This window comes from Clostridium beijerinckii (assembly GCF_036699995.1).
In the GTDB taxonomy this organism is placed as follows: Bacteria; Bacillota; Clostridia; order Clostridiales; family Clostridiaceae; genus Clostridium; species Clostridium helianthi.
Genome location: NZ_CP144906.1, coordinates 1,618,445 through 1,641,569 on the forward strand (window position 1 = coordinate 1,618,445; position 23,125 = coordinate 1,641,569).

The 23,125-nt window shown below is 28.7% G+C and carries 21 protein-coding genes and 1 other annotated feature; of the genes, 11 read left to right on the forward strand and 10 right to left on the reverse strand.

The window, feature by feature from the left end; all coding sequences use genetic code 11:
- Positions 1-40 precede the first annotated feature (40 nt).
- Both PZA12_RS07525 and PZA12_RS07530 read right to left on the reverse strand, forming a co-directional pair.
- A complete protein-coding gene (locus PZA12_RS07525; protein ID WP_078115018.1) occupies positions 41-880 on the reverse strand; it encodes a PHP domain-containing protein in 840 nt (279 codons plus the stop codon).
- 251 nt (positions 881-1,131) lie between these two features.
- Positions 1,132-1,614: a DUF4883 family protein gene (locus PZA12_RS07530; RefSeq protein WP_077845025.1), complete on the reverse strand. Its 483-nt coding sequence runs from the start codon at positions 1,612-1,614 to the stop codon at positions 1,132-1,134.
- A gap of 145 nt (positions 1,615-1,759) precedes the next feature.
- On the opposite strand from PZA12_RS07530, the gene PZA12_RS07535 reads away from it, so the two are divergent.
- A complete protein-coding gene (locus tag PZA12_RS07535; RefSeq protein WP_103697714.1) occupies positions 1,760-2,782 on the forward strand; it encodes a pyruvate kinase in 1,023 nt (340 codons plus the stop codon).
- 170 nt (positions 2,783-2,952) lie between these two features.
- Here PZA12_RS07535 and PZA12_RS07540 read toward each other — a convergent pair whose 3' ends face one another.
- The 3 genes from PZA12_RS07540 to PZA12_RS07550 all read right to left on the reverse strand — a co-directional run bounded on the left by PZA12_RS07540 (position 2,953) and on the right by PZA12_RS07550 (position 5,131).
- Complete coding sequence (locus tag PZA12_RS07540; RefSeq protein WP_077839769.1) at positions 2,953-3,447, reverse strand: hypothetical protein; 495 nt, start codon at positions 3,445-3,447, stop codon at positions 2,953-2,955.
- A 173-nt stretch (positions 3,448-3,620) separates the two neighbouring features.
- Complete coding sequence (locus PZA12_RS07545; RefSeq protein ID WP_077845028.1) at positions 3,621-4,226, reverse strand: J domain-containing protein; 606 nt, start codon at positions 4,224-4,226, stop codon at positions 3,621-3,623.
- Positions 4,226-5,131 (reverse strand): DUF5685 family protein, encoded by a 906-nt coding sequence (locus tag PZA12_RS07550; protein ID WP_103697715.1) that lies wholly within the window; start codon positions 5,129-5,131, stop codon positions 4,226-4,228. Before PZA12_RS07550 ends, PZA12_RS07545 begins: the two co-directional genes overlap by 1 nt.
- A 408-nt stretch (positions 5,132-5,539) precedes the next feature.
- Here PZA12_RS07550 and PZA12_RS07555 point away from each other — a divergent pair, with 408 nt between their 5' ends.
- A complete protein-coding gene (locus tag PZA12_RS07555; protein ID WP_011968748.1) occupies positions 5,540-6,082 on the forward strand; it encodes an NADH peroxidase in 543 nt (180 codons plus the stop codon).
- 103 nt (positions 6,083-6,185) lie between these two features.
- Here the strand turns inward: PZA12_RS07555 and PZA12_RS07560 are convergent, their stop codons facing one another.
- A complete protein-coding gene (locus PZA12_RS07560) occupies positions 6,186-6,830 on the reverse strand; it encodes a macro domain-containing protein (protein ID WP_077845030.1) in 645 nt (214 codons plus the stop codon).
- Between the two features lie 245 nt (positions 6,831-7,075).
- The gene (locus tag PZA12_RS07565; RefSeq protein WP_078115022.1) at positions 7,076-7,723 is read right to left on the reverse strand and encodes a hypothetical protein; all 648 of its coding nucleotides are present in this window, start codon (positions 7,721-7,723) and stop codon (positions 7,076-7,078) included.
- Between the two features lie 614 nt (positions 7,724-8,337).
- Between PZA12_RS07565 and PZA12_RS07570 the strand changes: the two genes are divergently transcribed.
- The 5 genes from PZA12_RS07570 (at position 8,338) to lgt (ending at position 13,408) form a co-directional block, all read left to right on the forward strand.
- On the forward strand, positions 8,338-9,705 hold the full coding sequence (locus PZA12_RS07570; protein ID WP_077838828.1) for an MATE family efflux transporter: 1,368 nt from the start codon (positions 8,338-8,340) through the stop codon (positions 9,703-9,705).
- 202 nt (positions 9,706-9,907) lie between these two features.
- Positions 9,908-10,942, forward strand: coding sequence for a phosphodiester glycosidase family protein (locus PZA12_RS07575; RefSeq protein ID WP_011968752.1), 1,035 nt, complete (start codon positions 9,908-9,910; stop codon positions 10,940-10,942).
- A gap of 14 nt (positions 10,943-10,956) precedes the next feature.
- Entirely contained in the window at positions 10,957-11,997 is a 1,041-nt protein-coding gene (locus PZA12_RS07580) for a hypothetical protein (protein WP_103697716.1), read from the forward strand.
- Positions 11,998-12,115: 118 nt separating this feature from the next.
- Entirely contained in the window at positions 12,116-12,367 is a 252-nt protein-coding gene (locus PZA12_RS07585; protein WP_011968754.1) for a TM1266 family iron-only hydrogenase system putative regulator, read from the forward strand.
- A 276-nt stretch (positions 12,368-12,643) separates the two neighbouring features.
- The gene (gene lgt, locus PZA12_RS07590; RefSeq protein WP_103697717.1) at positions 12,644-13,408 is read left to right on the forward strand and encodes a prolipoprotein diacylglyceryl transferase; all 765 of its coding nucleotides are present in this window, start codon (positions 12,644-12,646) and stop codon (positions 13,406-13,408) included.
- A gap of 101 nt (positions 13,409-13,509) precedes the next feature.
- On the opposite strand, the gene PZA12_RS07595 is transcribed toward lgt, so the two are convergent.
- A complete protein-coding gene (locus tag PZA12_RS07595; protein WP_077845035.1) occupies positions 13,510-14,088 on the reverse strand; it encodes a serine/threonine protein kinase in 579 nt (192 codons plus the stop codon).
- A 156-nt stretch (positions 14,089-14,244) separates the two neighbouring features.
- On the opposite strand from PZA12_RS07595, the gene PZA12_RS07600 reads away from it, so the two are divergent.
- The 3 genes from PZA12_RS07600 to gltX all read left to right on the forward strand — a co-directional run bounded on the left by PZA12_RS07600 (position 14,245) and on the right by gltX (position 17,985).
- Entirely contained in the window at positions 14,245-14,742 is a 498-nt protein-coding gene (locus tag PZA12_RS07600) for a DUF6803 family protein (protein WP_103697718.1), read from the forward strand.
- Positions 14,743-14,868: 126 nt separating this feature from the next.
- Positions 14,869-15,130 (forward strand) — a binding site (T-box leader).
- 284 nt (positions 15,131-15,414) lie between these two features.
- Positions 15,415-16,056: a lactate utilization protein gene (locus PZA12_RS07605; RefSeq protein WP_078115025.1), complete on the forward strand. Its 642-nt coding sequence runs from the start codon at positions 15,415-15,417 to the stop codon at positions 16,054-16,056.
- A gap of 267 nt (positions 16,057-16,323) precedes the next feature.
- Entirely contained in the window at positions 16,324-17,985 is a 1,662-nt protein-coding gene (gene gltX / locus PZA12_RS07610; protein ID WP_078115026.1) for a glutamate--tRNA ligase, read from the forward strand.
- Between the two features lie 82 nt (positions 17,986-18,067).
- Here gltX and PZA12_RS07615 read toward each other — a convergent pair whose 3' ends face one another.
- Together PZA12_RS07615 and PZA12_RS07620 are read right to left on the reverse strand one after the other, a co-directional pair.
- Positions 18,068-19,831, reverse strand: a complete 1,764-nt coding sequence (locus PZA12_RS07615) for a methyl-accepting chemotaxis protein (RefSeq protein WP_078115027.1) — start codon at positions 19,829-19,831, stop codon at positions 18,068-18,070.
- A 266-nt stretch (positions 19,832-20,097) separates the two neighbouring features.
- On the reverse strand, positions 20,098-21,759 hold the full coding sequence (locus PZA12_RS07620; protein ID WP_078115028.1) for a glutamine--tRNA ligase/YqeY domain fusion protein: 1,662 nt from the start codon (positions 21,757-21,759) through the stop codon (positions 20,098-20,100).
- A 549-nt stretch (positions 21,760-22,308) separates the two neighbouring features.
- On the opposite strand from PZA12_RS07620, the gene PZA12_RS07625 reads away from it, so the two are divergent.
- Complete coding sequence (locus PZA12_RS07625) at positions 22,309-22,983, forward strand: YczE/YyaS/YitT family protein (RefSeq protein WP_078115029.1); 675 nt, start codon at positions 22,309-22,311, stop codon at positions 22,981-22,983.
- Positions 22,984-23,125 lie beyond the last annotated feature (142 nt).

Below are 23,125 nucleotides of genomic sequence, written 5' to 3' on the forward strand. Positions count from 1 at the left end.
AATATCTTTTTTTATTGATAGTTGATTTAATCACCTAATATCATAATAGTGGTAGATCTAAAGCGGATAGAAATTTCGATAAATAGTTACTAGGAAATTGCATACAGCCAATATCCCCATGACGATCATCTGATTTTAAATCACCGTGAAAATCGGAACCACAAGAAACTAACAAATTGTGTTCATCTGCTAAAGATAGGAATCTGGAAGTTTCATCTTGTGTATTTTGAAAATAAATTGATTCAATCCCATCAAAATTCATTAGCAATAATTCATCGATATTAGAATCATTTACTAATTTAGGGTGGGCTAAGAATACAAGAGCATTATATCTTTTTAGTAATTTCAATCCGTCACTAGTAGAAAGTTTTAAGGTTGGGACATATGCTTTACAACCTTTTCCAATAAATTTATTGAAAATTTCCTCTAGGTTATAAGGATATCCACAATTAACTATTTCTCTAGCAATATGAGGTCTTGCAATAGTATCATTAGCTTCTTTTAGAATTTTTTCAAAACTAACTTCTATGTTAAATTCATCTTTTAGCTTATCAACCATAAGCTTAGCTCTCATTATTCTATGATCCTTAATATTAATTAATTCTCTAATAAGATCATCATTTTTAAAGTTATTATCTCTAAAAAATCCTAAAAGATGTACACTTTCATTATTGTGTTGAGTTGATAATTCAATTCCAGGAATTAGCGTGATATCATATTTTAAGCTTTCTTCAATAGCTTCATCTAAACCACTTAAGGTATCATGATCAGTTATAGCTAAGTACTTAACATTATTATCATGGGCCCTTTTAACCACTTCATTAGGGGATAGCGTTCCATCTGAAGAAGATGTATGAACGTGAAAGTCCACTTTAAGCATATAATTTAACCTCCAATTTAATTTAAGGTTTATAGTAATAAAATTATCTAATTTATTGTAGATTAACTTGGAATAATATAAAAATATGTTATGCAAATTTTAATAATATAATCATATCATAAGATACTTATATAAGTATACTAAAATAAAACTTAGTGTCGGATATTTATAACTTAAGTTAATATTCACATTTTCTAACTTATGTGTATATAAATTAAAATAAATGTGCCTTGATTTGTTTATAAAAATATCTATTTTGATAAAGGTTTATTAGCTATATGATTACAAAAATCGAATGGATTGTATCTTAGCGGTAAATCTTTAATTGATATAATATCTTCCTTGTAATTTCCATCCCAAGGTGAAACTGATATAGTTGAATCATTAAAAATCTTGAATAGATATTGGCTATTATCTTCAAAAAGTATTTTTATTCTGAAAGGTTCTTTTGTATCAACTGATTCGTCAGAATAATTAACAGTTGTTAGGGATGAAACAAAATCTTCAATTATGGGATTCTCTTCACTTGGAACCTCTATTTCCTTATATAGGTTAGTATCAAATACATAAAGCGTGAAGTTTTGATTATTTAAAATTTTAGCTTTAATTTCATCAATATAATAATGATTACTTGGTTTTACTGAAAAGTTTATGTATTTAGGACTTTGAAGAGCGCAGCTGCTCAAAGTGAAACAGAGAAATAAAATTGTGAAAGCAAAAGTTAATTTTTTCAAAAGTATACCTCCTAGAAATACGTTATATACTATTAAATTTATTCTTTTAGTTATTTTTTAGAACTTTTCAATTAAGCTAATAAGTGATAATTACGAAGATTCTATAATATGAATAAAAAGTAGAGATAATTTGGGAGATTGGTTTATGTATATAATAGGAACAGTAGGCCCTAATGTAAAAGATAGAGCCGTACTTAAGGGGATAATAGAGAGTGGAGTAAATGCTTTACGATTTAACTTTATACACGGAAGCGCAGAAGAATTTTTAGAATTTTTAGAAATGGCTAAAGATATAAAGAGTGATATCCAAGTAATACTAGATCTTTCAGGAACTAAGGTTAGAGTGTCTGGTAAATTCCAATATATTTTCAAAGTTTATAATGGAGAAGTAATTTATTTTTGTGGAGAAGACAAATATAGTGAAGTAGTAAAAAATAGTAAAAATAAAATTAAAGTTATTCCATTAAATATAAAAAACAAAATTTTGAATGAAAAAGATTATAAACAAATAGGAATAAAGGATAATACGATGACTTTCGATATCATAGATAAAGTTGATGGGTTAATAAAGGCAATTACAATTCGGGGAGGAGTTATTAGAAAATGGAAGGGTTGCAATATAAAGAATCTTGAAAGAAAAGAGTTGCCACTAAATGAAAATGATAAGGATGCAATAGTTTGGGGAGTTAACAATAAAGTAGATATAATATGCCAATCGTTCGTTGAGGAAAAGAAAGATATTGATGATGTTAAATTATTTCTAAATAGCAGAAAATCAAATCAATTTAAGCCTAAAATTTGGGCTAAAATAGAAACATTAAATGGAGTTAATAATATAAAAAGCATTTTAGGTGAAGCAGATGGAATTGTTATAGGCAGGGGGGATTTGATTCCAGAAACATCCATAGAAGATACTCCTATTTATGAAGAAAGAATAATAAAAGAAGTTCTAGGAGATAAAGATAAGGAGATAATTATAGCTACGCATATCCTTAATAGCATGAAAAATGGAAAAATGCCATCGATTTCAGAAGTAGAAAGCATATATAATTTCATAAAAATCGGAGCTACTGGATTTCTTTTAGCAGGGGAAACGTCCATAGGAAAAGCACCTATAAGAACAGTAGAATTTCTAAATAATTTGATTATGAAATATAGGAATATATGAGCAGTAATAAAAAAGTTCAAGCGATTATGAAATAGCAGAAATATAAATTAATTAATCATGAAAGTAATTGAAATGATATTAGTTAGAATGAGGATATTAGAAAGTATATGTAAATATATATTAAGAGCATAAGAAATTAATATGATTTATTTCTTATACTCTTAATTCGTCTATATGTTATTATGTATTCGCTTCAAATAGAAACTTATGATAATAGTCAACGCGTAATCATAAACTAAAAATACAATTTGTCCAGCAATCCATATCATATATAAAGGATAGTCAATGTTAAAATCAGCTAAAAGATTAGTAAAAATAAAATAAATTACTAGAAGTGATGCATTAAAAGCAATTAATTTAAAAAACAATTCCAGTGGAATATTTCTAAGTTTTTCTGAAAAATATTTTACTATTCCATAAATTCCAAAGAATGACACATAATAGACGGCAATATTAGTTGGGATCAAAAATAAACCAAGAATACTTGAGGCAACATAAACTAGTATAGTATTTTTTATTGAAGTTCTTATTATTGAGATAGGAATTAAGCAAGAAGCTATTGTCAATATTGTTAAAGTGCTTACTGGAAGTATAGAAGCAGCATAAAGTATAATTAATGTTAATGCTATAGTTATTCCATTTTCAGCTATATATTTTGCCTTCATAAGATATTCACCTCACTAAATAAATGCAGCTTATATATGTTCTAAAATGTTTAATTCATAGAAGTCTACCTTAAAGTATAGCCTAATGTAGTAGTAGTCAGATAATTTTATAAAGAATGAATTATAATGTTTAGAACATATATTATAAAATAAAAGAGTTCATCATATTTATATTAGCAGCAGCCAATTAAATCTCCGCCAGCACATTCGCATAAGGAATCAAGACACCAAAGATTTATACAACAATTACACATGTCAGCATTACTAGAATTTGTGGTTCTATAGTAAGGGTTTGAATAATTATTACCTCTTTGCCTTAAAGAATTTAAGCCTTGCCTATATTCAAAGTTATTTGGATCCATATTAACGGCTGTAGTCATATGATCAAGGGCTGAATCAAACCAGCCTTTGTTGAGCATTATTGCACCATATAAATAATGCCATTCAGCAGATTTGTTATTTATAGAATTTAAACGACTTTCAGCTGCTGCATAATTTCCAGATTGAATAAGTCTTCTTATTTCTTGAAAATCATACGAGTTACTTGATGAATTGTTATAACTAGATGTACTATTGGAATTATAACTGTTACTTCCAGGATTTTTTGTTAATGCCTCATAAGCCTCATTAATTTCGATCATTTTCTCTTGCGCTAAATTTTTTAATGGATTATCACCATATTGGTCAGGATGGTATTGCTTAATAAGTTTTCTATAAGCACTTTTTATTTCATCTTGACTTGCACCTGGCTTTACACCTAATATTTCATATGGATTCATTATAAATCTCTCCTTTTAGTCTCATTTGTATTTTCTGGATTTTTAATTATGTTCATATATTTATCCATTAAACCTAATTCAATTATATTATATAATATATCCTCATTTCTTTTTAGGTTTAATTTTTCTAAGTTTTCTTTACAACTATATCCACAATTTAAAATTGTAAATTCTATCTTAGGCTTTATGAATTCCATAAATTTATCGTATGTTAAAGAATTTTTGTTATACAAGAAATTTATTGGATTAAACTTTTTATTTTCCATATCAGATTTCAAATCATCTAAGGCATCTATTAGATAAATCCATTTTCCTATTGAATATCCTAATCTATATAAAGTATTCCTTAAATCCAATCCGTCATCGATTAATTTATAAGGATAATCACGTAAAATTCCGCCAACTAAATCGCTAAAAGGATCACATATTTCATCTATAGAATTAAATGATTTACTATTTTCTAAAGTGGAAAGTTTATTTAAAGATTCCGCTATGTTGTTATTAATTTTAATGATTGAACTAGGAAATTTTCTTTTATAAGGGAATAAAAGAAGTGATAAAAATTTACTTTTATAATTTTTATCATCATGAGCATCATCTAACAGTTTATAATAAAATAGGGATATATTCATAGCAGAGGCATAAGATAACGCCTTATTATTAGCTATTACTATTTTTTTTTCAGTAGGGTGAAGAGAACATCTGTGATGAGAAATTTCCAGTTCTTCTGGATTTAATGCATCTAATAGTAAACCTAAAAAAGTCATATCATAATTTAAAGACATTCTCGGTATATTACCAAATTCTTTTTTTATATGGCAACATAATCCACAATAATAGCATTTAAATCTAGCAAAATCCTTTACTTTCATTTCTGCTTTTAATGGAATAACATATCCAAACAATAAAAAACACTCCTTATAAAATTCAATATAAATCAATTATACAGTAAATTTAAGTATATAAACAATAAAGTTCATATATACATAATAAAATTTTCAGATAATATTAACATTTGTATGACTGTATATTGAGCATATTATATATTTTTGCACTTATGAATTTAATTTTAATTTATAGGAATCTTTTATCGTAGATCCCAATATAATGTTATCGTGGCCAAAACAGGAGTGATAGGAGTTAAGCAGTAAATAATAAGTATTTCAGGAAAATTTGAAATATTTATAAAAAAAGTCTTTACAACGGATAATTATTATTATATAATAACAAATGTAGAAAGCAAGAAAACAAAAGATAAAATTAAATGATATAAATAAAAAATAAATAAATTAAAATTTTAGGAGGAAGAGATTATGAAAAAATTCGTTTGTACAGTGTGTGGTTATATTTATGAAGGAGAAACAGCTCCAGAAAAATGTCCAGTGTGTGGAGTAGGAGCAGAAAAATTTGTTGAACAAAGCGGAGATCTAGCTTTTGCTGATGAACATGTAATCGGAGTTGCTAAAGGTGTTGACAAAGAAGTAATTGATGGATTACAAGCAAACTTTGTTGGAGAATGTACAGAAGTTGGAATGTACTTAGCTATGTCAAGACAAGCTGATAGAGAAGGATATCCAGAAGTTGCAGAAGCATATAAGAGAATAGCATTTGAAGAAGCAGAACATGCTGCTAAATTTGCTGAATTACTTGGTGAAGTAGTAGTAGCAGATACAAAAGCTAACTTACAAGCTAGAGTTGATGCAGAACATGGTGCATGTCAAGGTAAAAAAGATTTAGCAACACTTGCTAAGAAATTAAACTTAGATGCAATTCATGATACAGTTCATGAAATGTGTAAAGATGAAGCTAGACATGGAAAAGCATTTAAAGGATTATTAGATAGATATTTTGCATAATATCGTAGGATAGAATAATATACACATATTTTTAACTGAATAATTAATGATAATTCTGCTTAATAAGCAAAGTAAAAGAGAAGATAATAATTTATCTTCTCTTTTACTTTTGCAATCTTTCTTCATACAAAGATTTATACATATTATATGTTTTTTCATCTAAACAAACCATTGCAATTTCATCAAAGGTATCTGGAGAGTCATTTATAAATGATAAAATTTCATCTAATGCGATATTGCAGGCTTCATTTAATGGATAGGAATAGGCACCTGTGCTTATAGATGGTAAAGCAATAGTTTTAATGGGATGATCATTAATATAATCATCGAGTTCTTTTAGTATAAAGTCTCTTTGTTTATCAGTATTAAAGCGATAAAGATTTTTGTTTAAAATTTCGTTACACTGCTTTGAATAAAATTCAGAATAATTAGCTGCTATTTCAAAAACAGAACGATAAGCATTTCTTAAGTATTTTTCCTCTGAGCCGTTATTTCGGTAAATGGGCCCTACAGTATGTATTACCCAATGTACACCATGATCACTCAAGTTATAAGATCTTGTTAATTTTGATCTGCCAGTCAAACAGCCGTTTAGCTGTCTACACTCATCTAATAGTTTTTCACCGCAAGCCTTGTGAATAGCACCATCAACTCCTCCACCGCCAAGTAGAGATGCATTCGCAGCATTTACAATAGCATCAAATTTGATTTTTGTTATATCATCAAAAAGTATTTTAAAGTTAGTCAAATTAATCACCTCATATTAGTCATACAAAAATTCTCTCACTTAATAGTTTACACCCAATTAACATAAATAAAAATACTATTTTTTGAAAAAAATGTTAATTAGATATGTGAAAATTAAATTATAGTTATACATATGAGAGAAATAATAAAATAATAAAGCACACATTAATGTATGCTTTATTATTTTGTTTAATTACAATAATTTTTGAATTATAGAAAAAGAACTAATGAAATAAAGTAAATCAACTAAATAGGTTGATTTTCTAAATTTTTTCTTCTATTATCTAAAGGATTTAAATTTATATGATGTACTTTCATTGTTTCGTCTGGGTTCATAATTAATCTGTCTAAACGAATTCTACCCTCAGAAGTATTTGCAACAACCATAGTTTCAGTACCCTTTTTGTAAAGAACCCAGTTGTAACCGTCTTTTACTACTTTATTTACATCTTCCATTGAAATTAAAGCAGTATCCTTATGATTTCCAAATTTATCTCTTAAAATTATACCCATTGTATCATGATCAATCTTAGTACAATCATTTTTTAAACTTCTATTATATAATTCTAAATTTTCTTTTCTGTTATCTAAAGTATTCCCGTTTAAGTGTTTTATTGGAGTCTTTGGATTAACATCTAAAATAACAGATTGAATTGATTTTTTAGTGGAAACTGTTTTTCCATTAACTTTAGCAGTCTCTAAAGTTTGAACAAGATAATTATTAAAATCTTTATGCCATTCAGCAAACCAAATTCCAGCTTCTTTAACTTTTTTAGCGTCGAATGTGTCTATCTTGCAAACTAGTTCACTTCCATCTTTCTTTAAGATAGTAATTTCAGTAAGATTACCTTTTTCAGTATATTTATTTTCTTGAGTTTTATAATTTGTATTTATGGTTAAGCACCTCTTTCATGATTTAATGTTTATTAATATATGTGAATGACAATCTAATTTGAAAAATAACACAAAATAAGTTATTTTTCAAGGTTTTGTATATATTATGACACATATATAATTAATTTAAACATTACATCATTATACCAGATTAAAAATATAAAAGATATACACCTATAAAAAAAGCGCGAAGCGCAACCAAAAACATATTATTAATTAAAAAAGTGTTAGTAATATGTAATAAGAACAACTGATAAAAAAGTACGCACCTTATAAAAAAGCGTGAAGCGCAACCAAAATCATTTAAATTAGAAGAAAGCACTTACCTTAGAAAAAAGAGAAACCAAAAACATATAATCAATAAAAAAAATCTCATTAATATATAATAAGAACAACTGATAGAAAAGCACACACCTCTAAAAAAGCGCGCACATATGAAAAGAGCGCGAAGCACAATTTGGAACTTATTAAGCGAACCAAAATCATTAAATTATATTTCATTGTGTATACCCACAAAATCTTAAAAAATATTAAATATATGGTAGACGCAGCTGAGTAAACTAAAGTAAAATAGAATTTGATATTAAGAAAGCGCAGATAATGAGGTACTAAATATGATAATAACTGAGACTTTAAAAAACATTTTGGAAGATAAGAAATTTATACACAAAGCTATATCTATTACAGTACCAATAACATTGCAAGCTCTGTTAAACACAAGCTTGAATCTTGTGGATACTGTAATGATTGGAAGTTTGGGTCAAAGTTCAATTGCAGCAGTTGGCCTTGCAAATAAAGTATTCTTTGTTTTTACATTGCTATTATTTGGGATTGTTAGTGGGTCTTCAATTTTAACTGCTCAATATTTTGGCAAAAATGATATAAAAAATATAAGAAGAGTATTAGGTATGTCTCTGATTATAGGTTTAGCTGGATCAATTATTTTTGTAATACCGAGCTTAATATGTCCCGAAATAGTTATGAGTATTTTTACGCCAAATGAAAATACAATAAAAATAGGTGCATCATATTTGGCTATAGCTGCAATTAGTTACCCTTTAACTGCAGTCACAAACGTTTATGTGGCGCTTTTAAGAGGAGTAAACCAAGTGAAAGCTCCTGTTGTAATAACAGTGTTTTCTATTTGTATTAAAGTAATGCTAAATTACACGTTAATATTTGGACATTTTGGTGTACCAGCTCTTGGAGTGCAAGGAGAAGCTATTGCAACTCTAATAGCTAGAACAATTGAATGCACATGTATTTTAGCCATAGTATATTATGAAAAAGGACCAGCAGCTGCAAAATTTAAAGAACTCATATCTTTTAATAAGAAGTTTACAAAATTATATGCTTCAACTGTATCTCCGGTTATAATTAATGAATTTATGTGGGGCTTGGGAGTAACAATGTATTCTTTAGTATATGGGAGAATGGGCGATGGAGCTGTTGCAGCAATCACAATAACCCAAACAGTTGAACAAATAATGACAGTTGTATTTCAGGGGATAAGTGCAGCAACTGCGGTTATATTGGGAAATGAATTAGGTGCCAATAAATTGGATGACGCAGAAAGTCATGCAAAGTATTTTATAATCCTGCAGTTTATTTTTGCTTTAATAATGTCTGCAACATGCTTGTTTATTAGAAGCCCAATAATTACGTTGTTTAATGTAACTGAAAGTGTAGCAGTAGATATTAGCAGATGTTTAATAGTTTTTTCATGTTATTTACCATTTAAGATATTTAATTGGGTAAATATTGTTGGTATACTTAGAAGTGGTGGAGACACTAAAGCAGCATTAATGCTAGATATTACTGGAGTATGGTTAGTTGGCATACCGTTTGCCTATTTAGGTGGAATGCTACTTGAGCTTCAGATATATTTCGTATATGCAATGGTCACATTTGAAGAAGTATACAAATTTATACTTGGGTTTAGAAGATACAAGCAAAGGATATGGCTTAAAAATTTAGTTTAGAATTGGGGAGGATTTTAAAATAGAAGATGAAGTCTATTTTTAGAATTCTCCCTGTTTATTCTAAAAGGGAAAGACTTAAAAAATAAAAAATGAATTGTATAAATATGGAATTCTTAATTTTTTTGTAACCTCTCAGAGGATTATTTCCTATATAATAGGAGATAATGAAAATATTAAATAAATATAGATTTCGGAGGAATATATGGATAAACAAACAAACCATAAGCCAAGAAAAAAAACGCACAAAAGAAAGAAAAGAAAATCTAATTCGAGAGTACTTTTAAAGGGATTATTGGATATGTTTATCTTTTTAGCTATAACAACGCCATTGGTATTATTCTTTGGACCATATGATAATACGAGAAAAACATTTATATCAACAGTCCTAGCAACAAGGCATGCTTATTTAATAAATGATATAATTCCACAATCAGCTTTAAACAAACTTCTTGGAATAGATGAAGAGAGTGATAGTCAAGAAGTTTTTCAAGATATGAAAAAAATAAATGTTAAATATAAAGTTGGAAATGAAATAAATCGATACGATATACATACTCAGAGATTTGATGGATATGTGTTAGAAGTGAAAAATCCATTAAAAATGAAGGTTGCAATGACTAAGTTTTTAGGTAAAATGGGTGAAAAGACAAGTCAGATGGCGGAAGATAATAATGCTGTTGCAGCTATTAATGGTGGATCATTTATTGATAAATCAACTGATGGAACTGCTTATGCAGGTACTGGATCTGAACCTGGTGGATTTGTAATATCAGGCGGAAATGTTATTTATCCGAAGTCTGGTGCAGATGAGAAAAAAGTTGAAAATGTAATTGCATTTACAAAAAGTGGAGAACTAGTAGTTGGGGATCATAGTTTGGCTGATTTAAAAAAGATGAATGTACAGGAAGCTATGTGTTTTAGAAGACCTAATATTGTAATTAATGGGATCCGACAAGTAAAAAATAAAATGGAAGATGGGCTTAATCCTAGAACTGCAGTTGGTCAGAAACAAGATGGAACTATAATTCTATTAGTTATAGATGGCAGAAAGATAACGTCACCGGGAGCAAGTTTATATGATGTTCAAGAGATAATGATGGAAAGAGGTGCTGTTAATGCAGGTGCTCTTGATGGAGGATATTCTTCAACTATGTATTATAAAGGAAATGTTATAAATTCTCCTAATGCTTGGGATGGTGAAAGAACCGTTGCTACAGCATTTTATGTGGAACAGTAAAAGGAGGATAAGTGATGAGAAATATTAAAAGAAGATTAGCATGGTGTGCGCTTGCTCTAATATTACAGCAATGCATATTTTTATATTTTGATAAAGTATATTTGGCATCTGATCTTAATATAAAAGCTGAAGAAGTTAAAGATGAGGATAATGTAGCTGATAAGAAAACAGAGATTAATATAAAAAAGGGAGTAAGTGAAATTAAAGTATCTTCAGATGCAAGATATGTATCATATATAGAAGACAGTAAGCTTAAAACATTAGATAGCAATGATGATAAGGAAAAAGTATGTGATACAGATAGTGGTTCAGAAATTGTATTCTATAGATGGCTTAATAGTGAAGATAATATGATAATAATTCAAAAGATAAAGGAAAAAGGTGCGTACTATTTTGAGCCTATATCTTTTGATGCTAAAAAAGGAGAAGCAAGGGATCTTGCAGACTTTGATTTAAAAAAGGTTAGAATTAAGCTTGAGAGTACAAAGGATGAAATTAATAATGTTGTATTTTCAACATTAACTCATAGTTTATATATAGAAGTGAAGAAGAGTAGTGGAAAATGTGATTTGTATTACGCAAACGTAATGAATCAGTTGAAGAAGGTTAAAAGTGAAAAAGTTATAGGAAATGTTGTAGTACCAACAACTAGCACTAATGCGATAATGGAGGAAAATAACAATATAACTATATTAAATACAAAAGGAAATGTATCAATACCTAATGTTAAAAGTGCAAAAATATTAGGAGCTGATGTTAATGATAATGTGTATTTTGGCGAAGTAGCAGACAACAAAATTAAAAATATATATTACAGCGTGTTATCTGATAGTCAGAGGAAATGGAATCAATTAAAACTTGCGAAACCTGTTGATAAAAATGATATACTAATCGATTATTCGGGTAAAGTTTATATTAATAGTAAATCAGATAATAGTGTATTAGAATTAACAAGTAATAAAAACATAAAATATAAAGGGGAATTGGTTCAATCATATTCTAAAGGAATAATTTCTAGAGATGGCAATACATTAATTAAAAATAAGTTGGAATAAAATAATATGAATAATGAATAAGTTAAAAAAAAATAGATAAACTATACATTGATGAAAAGAAGATCTTCATAAAAAGGAAGATCTTGTTTTTTTACATAAAATCAATGGAGGAATGAAAATGTCTAAAATAGGAGTAGTGAGTGCAATATTAGAGCATCCAAAGGAAGTACAAGATGAATTTAATGATGTAGTAGCATCATTTAGAGGAAGCATAAAAGGAAGGATGGGGATACCTTTTGCTGATGAGTTATCAGTTATATCTATAGCTCTTACAGGGGAATCAGAAGAAACAATAAATGATTTTACAGAGCAGCTTGACCGTATTGATGGTGTGTCAGTGAAAACTTCAATAGCAAAGATTGAAGTCTAGCAGGAAAAGAAATATTTGAAAATAAAGTCTGTATTTAAAAATATAAAGAATGCATACCTGACATCTTTAAAAGCTGGTAGGTATGCATTAATTTTACCGTAACATAAATTTTACAATTATATTTTAAAATAAATGCTATAATATATAAGTTCTAATCAATATAATTTATTCTTTACGAAATTATTTCAATTATAATATTAATTGATGATTTAAGATAAACTTCTATGAAGCAGATTTTTAGAAAATACATAAGTTTATAGGAAGAGGCGGTGTTTTATGAATCCGATAGCATTTCAAATTGGAACCTATGAAATTAGGTGGTATGGTATATTAATAGCTCTTGGAGTAATATTAGCTATAATATTAGCAAACTATAATTGTAAAAAGAAAGGAATAGACTTTGACATAATATTAGATTGCTTTTTTGTTGCCTTTCCTACTGCAATTATTGGCGCAAGAGCATATTATGTAATATTTGAATTTGAAAATTATAAAAACAATTTGATAGATATTTTTAATATTAGAAAAGGTGGATTAGCTATTCATGGAGGACTAATTGGTGGGTTTATTGCTACCTACATATTCTTTAAAATAAAGAAATTAAATATGCTAAAATACTTAGATCTAGCAGCACCATCAATTATTTTGGCCCAAGCAATTGGAAGATGGGGAAATTTTATGAATGGAGAGGCGCATGGTGGAGAAGTTTCACATTCATTTATAAGCCATTTTCCAAGCTTTATACAGAAAGGCATGTATATTGAAGGCAGTTACTACAATCCAACATTTTTATATGAATCAATTTGGAACATTGTGATTTGTTTGATTTTGCTATTAATTCTATATAAAAAGAAAAATAATGAGGATGGTGTTGTAGTAGCAAGCTATATAACGCTATATTCTTTAGGAAGGGTATTTATAGAAGGATTAAGAACAGACAGCTTAATGCTTGGTAATATAAGAATTGCACAATTGATAAGTATTATTGGAATGGTATTAGGAATAGTGATTGTACTATACATTAAAAGAAAAAAAAGCTAAGAATTTAACTTAAGCCTAAAATTAAGTATATTATAAAACGAATAAATTCAGAGTTATAATATACTTAATGGAGCTATTAGACAGATTATTTAAATTAAAATTTAAGAAGCAAACATATCAATGCGTATCACTTTTTTAGATGTATATCTAAAGTAATTATATCCATCAATCCAGTATTTAATAAGCTTAGGTTTATAACTTAAAACATGTTTTAAGAAGTCCTCAAAAACATTTGATTTTACTAAAACTTTAATAATCTCCTTAGGATAAGGAGTCTTTTTTACAAAAACCTTTCTTGGATCTATAACTTGAATTTGCTCATTTTTGTTAACAAATATATGGGCATCTCTTATATCAAGTCTCGTAAATTTTAAAGTTTTAAACTCTTCTATAAGATTTATTATTTCGATAGATAGATTATAAGATAATCCATTCTTTTTTATATAAGAACTTAGATTATCACCTTCAACATAATCTCTTAAAATCATGTTGTTAGCAATAAATAATACTTTCGGAAAGAATCTGCTACCATTAACTTTTTCAAGCAGATCAGCTTCGTTTTTAGCTTTCTTTTTATTATAAAATATTTTTAAGGCATACCCTTCTGGAGTTAAATAAACAGCACCTTCCTTACCTTTTCCTAAAAATTCGCACTCTTTAATATCTAAAATGTATCTCATCTTATCACTTTAATTAATTACTTTAGATATTATATGCTGAGACTATTTAGAATTCTACATTTCTATAAATTTGTTCTAGATATCTTCATAAAATCTTCATATTAATTTTGTAATATAGATTATGAAAATTAGATAAATTATATGGAGGAAATAATTATGAATATGACACATTACATGTCACTATTAGCAGATAATCAACCTTGGAATTTAATTATTTTTATGGCAATACCAGTTATCTGTGCGGAAACACTTACAATTACTGAATTTTTCATTATTTTTAACAATGTACAAAAGGGTGGGTTAAGAACTTTAAATAAGGTTGTTGGTATATTTGATGGGATTTATTTTACAGGAATATTCATTTACCTATTAGTAAATGCTGTAATCCCTCTAACAAATACTGGTGGATGGCATACTTGGGTTGACGTATTGGCAGTTGGCTTTTATTTAAGCGGCGTTATCTTCCTTTTGCCGATTGCTCTAATGGAACTAGGGTTAATCTTTAAGAATAGAAAATCAAGGGAAAAAGCAAAAATTCATTTTATACTTATTGGAGGATTTCTAGTTGTTGCACATATTGCAATGATATTTGGAATGGTTAATCCTGAAATAATAAATAATATGTCAAACATGTCGCAAATGCCTGGAATGTAAAAAGGGTGTAGTAAGTTAAGATAATTGCATTTTTTGTTATAATAAGATAAATTGTCTTTACATTAGCATTTTCAAAATGTATAATTGATTTGTATTTTGTAAATACTATATAAAATATAAATATAGAAAAGTGCAATGAAAAAGAAGAGTAAATAGAATTTTAATTATAAGAGATCTAGGGAGGGTGTAATCCTAGAATTTAAAACTATTGAAGGAAGCTTTGGAGTAATAAATAGAAAGCATAAGGTCTATGCCTTAAAGCGTAGTATATTTATGGGGTTATTCCCTTAAAGATAATTAAGCGGATTAAATCAAACGTATTTAAAATTAATATGTTTAAATTAATCAATTTGGGTGGTAACGCGGAAGTCAGCCTTTCGTCCTAAGTATATTTTAGGATGAAAGGCTTTTTTGTATTTAAAGCCAGGAAAAATTGTAATAAAAGATTTAAGTTACGTGAGTGTTAATTATTATGTGATAAACTTATTTATCAAAATAGATGATTAATATGGCTCGAAATGAAAATCAGTTTATTGAAAAATCAAATTTAGTGTAATTTTATTAATGAATAATATTCTCACAAATATGTAGAAATCAAAAGTTTGTAATTACCACACTATTGATAGAAAATATTAACTTAATGTTATTTATATTAAAAAGGAGAATATTTATATGGATGTTAATATTTCATGGTACAAAGAAGAACAAATTAATAGAACTATAAAAAATTTAAGGCAACGTAATATGGATGGTTTCTTTGTAAATGATGATAATGAATTAAAGGAACTTTTAAAACAACTCATAGATGAAAATTCTGTTGTAGGGGTTGGTGATTCTATGACGTTGTTTGAAACAGGTGTTATAGACTTTCTTCGTGAGGAAAATTATACATTTTTAGATAAGTATAGAGACGGTATTACAAGCGAAGAAAAGAAAAGTATTTATATGCAAAACTTCTCTGCTGATACTTTTATGTGTAGTACCAATGCCTTGACTGAAAGTGGAGAACTATACAATATTGATGGTAATGGAAGTAGAGTTGCACCAATGATTTATGGTCCTAAGCAGGTTATTTTAGTGACTGGAACAAATAAGCTTGTTAAAGATATAGAAGAAGCAGAAAGAAGAGTTAGAAATTATACTGCTCCGATTGATGCAAAAAGATTAGGGAAGGATACTCCATGCACTAAATTAGGGTATTGTGTGGATTGTAAAAGTCCTAATAGAATATGTAATGATTTTACCATTATAAGAGGACAATTTGTTAAAGGTAGGATAAAAGTAATAATTGTAGGAAAACAATTAGGATATTAATATCTTGTAATGTTATTAAATTGTGATAATTAAATAATTTGAATTTATTCTACATATTTATTATGTGGTTTATCCGATAGCTAGCATCCGTAATACCCACACTTCTTTAAGCGGGGGATAACGGCTGCACGCTCCTGGATAAGTTCAACTAGGATTCAGATGGGGATCAAACAACCCCACCTGAATCAAGTTTCACTTGATATAAATTGCCATGACAAGGGGCTAATAATACCTTGTAAGGAAGAATGATAAGGAGAGATACAAATAATGAGTTTTGAAAAATTAGCAGATATAATATTTGGAAATGTTGAACATACAACTGAATATTACATTGAAAAATATCCAAAGAGAAATCTTAAAGAAGGTGCAAGAGTTACTAGATATGCACCAAGTCCAACTGGATTCCAACATATAGGTGGAGTTTTTGCTGCATTAATAAATGAAAGATTAGCAAGCCAAAGTGAAGGTGTTTTTTATTTAAGAATAGAAGATACTGATCAAAAGAGAGAAGTTCAAGGTGCAATAGAAGATACGATAGCAACTATGCATAATTTTGGCATGGATTTTAGTGAAGGTATGACAGGAGAAGAAACTTCTAAAGGTGAATATGGTCCATACAGACAAAGTCAAAGGGCTGAAATATATAATACTTTTGCAAAAGATTTACTTATAAAAGGTTTAGCTTATCCAGATTTCTGTACTCCAGAAGAATTAGCTGAACTTAGAGAAAGACAAATAGCTAATAAAATAACTCCAGGTTACTATGGCGAATATGCAAAATTCAGAAATATAACTGAAGATGAAGCTATAAAGAGAATTGAAAATGGAGAAAAGTATATTATAAGATTAAAATCTCCAGGAAATCCTGAAACAAGAGTTGAGTTCCACGATCTAATTAAGGGAGATATATCATTCCCAGAAAATAATCAAGATGTGGTACTTATTAAAGGAGATGGGCTTCCAACTTATCACTTTGCTCACGCTATAGATGATTATTTAATGAGAACAACAGATGTAATAAGAGGAGAAGAATGGTTATCATCACTTCCTATACACGTTCAATTATTTGAAGTATTAGGTTTTGAAGCACCAAGATATGCTCATATTCCAACAATAATGAAACAAGATGGTGGATCAAAGAGAAAGCTTTCAAAGAGAAAGGATGCAGAAGCTGCTGTTTCTTACTACAAAGAAGTTGGATTCCCAGTGGTAACTGTAATAGAATATTTACTTAACATAGTTAACTCTACTTATGAAGAATGGAGAGCTGAAAATCCTAAGGCTGATTATCATGAATTTGAAGTCCATTTAGAAAAAATGGGTAAGAGTGGAGCATTATTTGATTTAGTTAAATTAAACGATGTATCAAAAGATAGAATAGCTGCTATGAAGGCTTCTGATGTTTATGATTACTATACAGCATGGGCTAAGGAATTTGATGCAGAAATGTATAAATTAGTTACAGAAAATGAAACTATGGCAAAGGAAATCTTCAATATAGATAAAGAAGGTCCAAAACCAAGAAAAGATTTTGCAAAATGGGATGAAGTAAAAGATAAGATTTTCTATTTCTTTGATGAACTATTCTATAAGGAATCAGCAGAACAAATTGAACTTCCAAAGGGAGTTACATTAGAAGCAGCAAAAGAAATAGTAGAAACTTACAAGAAAGAATTTAAATTTGATGTAGAAAGTCAAGAAGCTTGGTTTGATGACTTAAAGGAAATAGGAATTAGACTTGGCTATTGCGCTAATAGAAAAGAATTTAAGGCAAATCCAGATCAATATAAAGGTATGATTTCGGATGTTGCAGGAGCAGTTAGAGCAGCACTAACTCATAGAACTAATTCACCTGACATTTATACTATAATGCAAATCATAGGTGAAGAAAATACAAGAAACAGATTTGATAAATTTTTAAATATATAAACCATAAGCAAAAGGTATAGGTTGGACGTACTCCAAACACTATGCCTTTTTAATTTTATGGGAAAGTTTGAACTTAATTCATTTAAACTTGAAATGCATTAACTGCATCTCTAAGCTTTTCTGCAAGTTTATTTAAGTCTTGAGTATGTTTAGCTATTTGATTTACACTTGCTAGTTGCTGCTCAGTTGTGGCAGAAATTTGTTCAGTTGCAGCAGAGCTTTCTTCAGTTGAAGCAGAAAGAGTCTCTAAAACCTCAACTATTTCATTTTTCTCGTTTTCCATCTCAAGGCTATAAGTTTTTAGGTTTTTCATATCGTTTGTAATCTTTTCTACAGATTTTAATATTTCAACAAATATATCCTTAGCGTCTATTACAGAATTATTTTGCTCCTTAGCTATTAGCTTTCCGTCTTCAATGGCTTTTACAGCAGCCTTTGATTTATCTTGGATTCCATTGATTAATTCTTTAACTTTTGAAGCAGACATTGAAGATTGAGAAGCTAATTTTCTAACTTCTTCAGCGACTACAGCAAAGCCTTTTCCTTGCTCACCAGCTCTTGCAGCTTCTATAGCAGCATTTAAAGATAATAAATTTGTTTGTTCTGAAATCTGACTTATTGCCTCAGTGATAGATCCAATTTCAATAGAAGTTTTATCTACTTCCATTATTATAGCGCTAGTTTTTTCAGTGGCTTTGTTATTTTCGATTGATTTTTTTGAAAGTAAATCAATTGCTTCTAAACCTCTGTTGCTAATATTAGTTGTTTTAATTGCAATATCGTTAGTTTCTATTGTTAGTTTTGTAACTAAATCTATTTTCTCTGATAAATTCTTAACTCTTATAACTCCGTTTTCAGTTTCTTTAGCCTGTTCATTTGAACTTTTAGCAATCTCTTCAACAGAATCTGATACTTCATTAATAGAAGCTGTATTTTCAGCGACAATTTCATCTAACAATTTAGAAGAATCAAAAACAACATTAATTGAATCTTTAACTGAACTTATAAAATCGTTAACATTTCTAACCATTATATTAAAGGAATTATTTAGATTACCAATTTCATCTCTGTTTCTGATTTTGATGGCTTTAATATTCAAGTTACCTGAAGCTACAGTATCTACAGCGTCACTAATTTCTCTAATTGGAGCAGATATGTGTTTTGCAAATATCATAATTACTGCAGAACCTAAAATAATTACTGACAATAATATAATCAAAGTAGTAATAAGAATATTATTTGAACCAATATTAAAATCATTCATATAAGTACCGGCACAAACTACCCATCCCCAATGCGGATCAGTCTTTTGATAAGTTATTTTGTCTGAAATCTTATCTGAATTAGGAAGTGTCCACCAATAAGTTAGATAACCTCCGCCATCATTGGCTACTTTAATTTGATCTTTAACAAATAGTGCACCAGTCTTTTTATCTTTATAATCTAGCACGCTTTTGCCTTCTAAACTGGGATGAACTGCTTCAACTCCATCTTGAGTATAAGCTAACAAATAACCACTTTTACCTAAGCTTAAATTTTGATTGATTTTTCTTGTACCATCCGCTTGTTTTTCGCTAAGCATATATTCTCTAACTCTTTCTTGAGCGTCATCAAGAGATAGTTTTCCTTGATCTACAAGCTTTTGATTTGCATCAATAACTTGTAATGTCATTTCTACGCTATTTTTTAATAAAACCTTCCCGCTATTTTCAAGTTCAGCTCTTGCTACATAATAACTTACTAATCCGAGTACAAGTACAGGTGTACTCAGCAATAAGATCATTACTAAAATAAGTTTTGTTTTTATAGGTAAGCCTTTTGTCTTTTTTGTAGATTTTGTAATCATTTGCATTCCCCCTAATATATAAACTTACTCTATTATCGAAATGTAATTTATCAACTTAATAGTAAATGTTGGCTTTTAGCGAAATATAGAAAATTAGGTGGAATTTATGGTTTAGTTATAATGAAAATGATGAAGAATTTTTAAGTGGCATAAAAAATTTTGATCAGATAGTTTTATATAAAATTATCTGGATTAGGAGGTTAAAAATAAATTAAGGCAGAGAAATCTAATATATAAGATTCATCTGCCTTAATTTATTTTTATTATTAGCTTAATTTAAATGATGATTTTAATGGTACTATTCTATTAAATACTAATTTATCATCAGTTGTATATTTAGTATCTACATTAAAGAAACCATTTCTAACCATTTGGAATTTATCTTGAGGTTTAGCATCTTTAAATGCAGTTGGTTCAATAAAACCTTGTAATATTTCTAATGAGTTTGGATTAATTTGTTCTAGGAAGTGTTTTCCTTCATTTTCTGGTGCATCATCTAAAATTAAAGGTTCATATAACCTGAATTCAGCAGGAAGACAAGTTTTCGCATCTACCCAATGGATTGTTCCTTTAACTTTTCTGCCAGTAAAGCCAGAACCACTCTTTGTTTCTGGATCATAAGTACAATGAATTTCTATTACCTCACCATTTTCATCCTTGATCACTTCATTACATTTAACAAAGTATGCTCCTTTTAGTCTAACTTCATTACCAGGAAATAATCTGAAGTATTTCTTTGGTGGATTTTCCATAAAGTCTTCTTTTTCAATATATAGTTCCCTAGAGAATGGAACAAGTCTTGTACCTTGAGTTTCGTCTTTTGCATTATTCTCTATTGAAAGCATTTCTGTATCATTTTCAGGATAATTAGTTATTACAAGCTTTAAAGGATTTAGCACAGCCATAGACAATGGCGCCTTAAGTTGTAAATCCTCTCTTATAAAATAATCTAGCATTTGGGAATCAACAACAGAATTAGCCTTAGCAACACCGATAGCGCTGCAGAAATTTCTTAGCGCATCAGGAGTACATCCTTTTCTTCTAAGTCCAGAAATAGTAGGCATTCTAGGATCATCCCATCCATCAACAACTTTTTCATCAACTAATTGCTTTAATTTTCTCTTACTCATAACAGTATTAGTCATATTTAATCTTGCAAATTCTATTTGTCTTGGAGTAGCTTCCATTTCACATTCTCTTACTACCCAGTCATAAAGTGGTCTGTGATCTTCAAACTCTAAAGTACAAATAGAGTGTGTAACATGTTCAATAGCATCTTCTAATGGATGAGCAAAATCGTACATTGGGTATATGCACCATTTATCACCAGTATTGTGATGAGTAGAATGAGATATTCTATATATAACAGGATCTCTCATATTTATATTTGGTGATGCCATGTCTATTTTAGCTCTAAGAACTTTTTCGCCGTCAGCAAATTCACCATTTTTCATTCTTTCAAATAAATCTAAATTTTCTTCAACGGATCTATTTCTATAAGGGCTGTCTTTACCAGGCTGAGTTAGTGTACCTTTATATTCTTTAGCTTCTTCAGCTGTTAAGTCACAAACATAAGCTTCACCTTTTTTTATTAGTAGAACAGCTCTATTGTACATTTCGTCAAAATAGTTAGATGCAAAGAAAAGTTCATCCCAATGACCACCAAGCCATTGTACATCTTCTTTAATTGATTCAACATATTCTGTATCTTCTTTAACAGGGTTAGTATCATCAAATCTTAAATGAGTTTTTCCTTTAAACTCATCAGCCAAACCAAAATTTAAAAGAATTGATTTAGCGTGGCCTATATGTAAGTAACCGTTAGGTTCTGGTGGAAAACGAGTAATTATCTCTTTATGCTTTCCGCTTTCTAGATCTTCTACAACGATATTTCTTATAAAATTAGAAGAATTTATTTCGTTTGACATAGTCTTACCTCACTTATAAGTGTATTTAAATTAAGAAAAGAATATTTACTTGAAGTAGTATTCCCTCTTAACTATATTGTTATTTTTGCTTAATAATAATTTTAATCTAATATAAAGAAAAAATAAAGATAAAATTATTTAAATTGCCTAAAGTTGCTAAACATGAGCTTTAATAAACTTAAATTTAGTTTTAATTTTATTATTATACATATTACTATGGAAAATAAAACGTAGGATAATTCGTGTATTATAATATTAACATTTTTAATAACATTGTTTAGGATTTGCTTTGTTTTGAGATAGTTTCTTACAAAAGAGATTGTAGCAGTATTCAGTATTAGTATTTAGTGAATTTATTTCAATAATAATTATGATTTAAATTAAAAAATGAATTGAATATTTTATTGAATTGATGTAAACTGACTATTAGTTAAAAGATTAGCTTATAATCAGCTTTGCACACGTGAAACTATTATTTAAGTTAATGGAATTATTGCAAGTAATTTGGCCTATAATTCCAAAAATAATTTTGAAAATTAAAGGAGAAGTATGAAGAAATTATTAGCACTTATAATTAGAATGACATTCGGATTTTTATTATGCGCATTAGGAACTGTGTTGGCTCTTAATTCAAATCTAGGATTAAGTCCATGGGATGTATTTCACCAAGGATTAACAAATGTAACTAGTTTAACTATTGGACAGGCAAGCATTATAGTTGGAATAATAATAGTAGCAATTACAAGTATTTTAGGGCTTAAAGTTGGGATGGGAACTATAGCGAATATGATAGTGATTGGATGTTTTATAGATTTAATCATACATTCTAAAATTATTCCAGTTTGTAATAACATATATACAGGCATAATAATGTTAATTGGAAGCTTATTTGTTACAGCTTTAGGAAGCTATTTGTATATTGGATGTGAAATGGGATGTGGTCCTAGAGATGGTCTTATGATTGCATTAGTTAAGCGTACAGGTAAACCAATTGGAATAATACGACTATTTATAGAAGCGGGAGCGCTAATTATTGGATGGATTCTAGGCGGTTTTGTCGGAATTGGAACGTTAGTCACTGCCATTGGAATCGGATATTGCGTACAGTTAATTTATAAAGTATTTGGATTTGATATAAAGGAGCTAAAGCATAGGAATATAAAAGAAGGGTTAAAGTTTGTTAATGAATGTATAACCATATGCACAGTAATTCAAAGTAAGTGAAAAATTTTATGGTAGTATAATTTAGATGTTATCGCAAAATTTTTAAGATATATTTATAACATTTATTTAAGGTGAGAAGATTTTTATGTGAATTTCCTCACCTTAATTTTTTAGTAGACTTTAATAAGAAATTTATAGTATA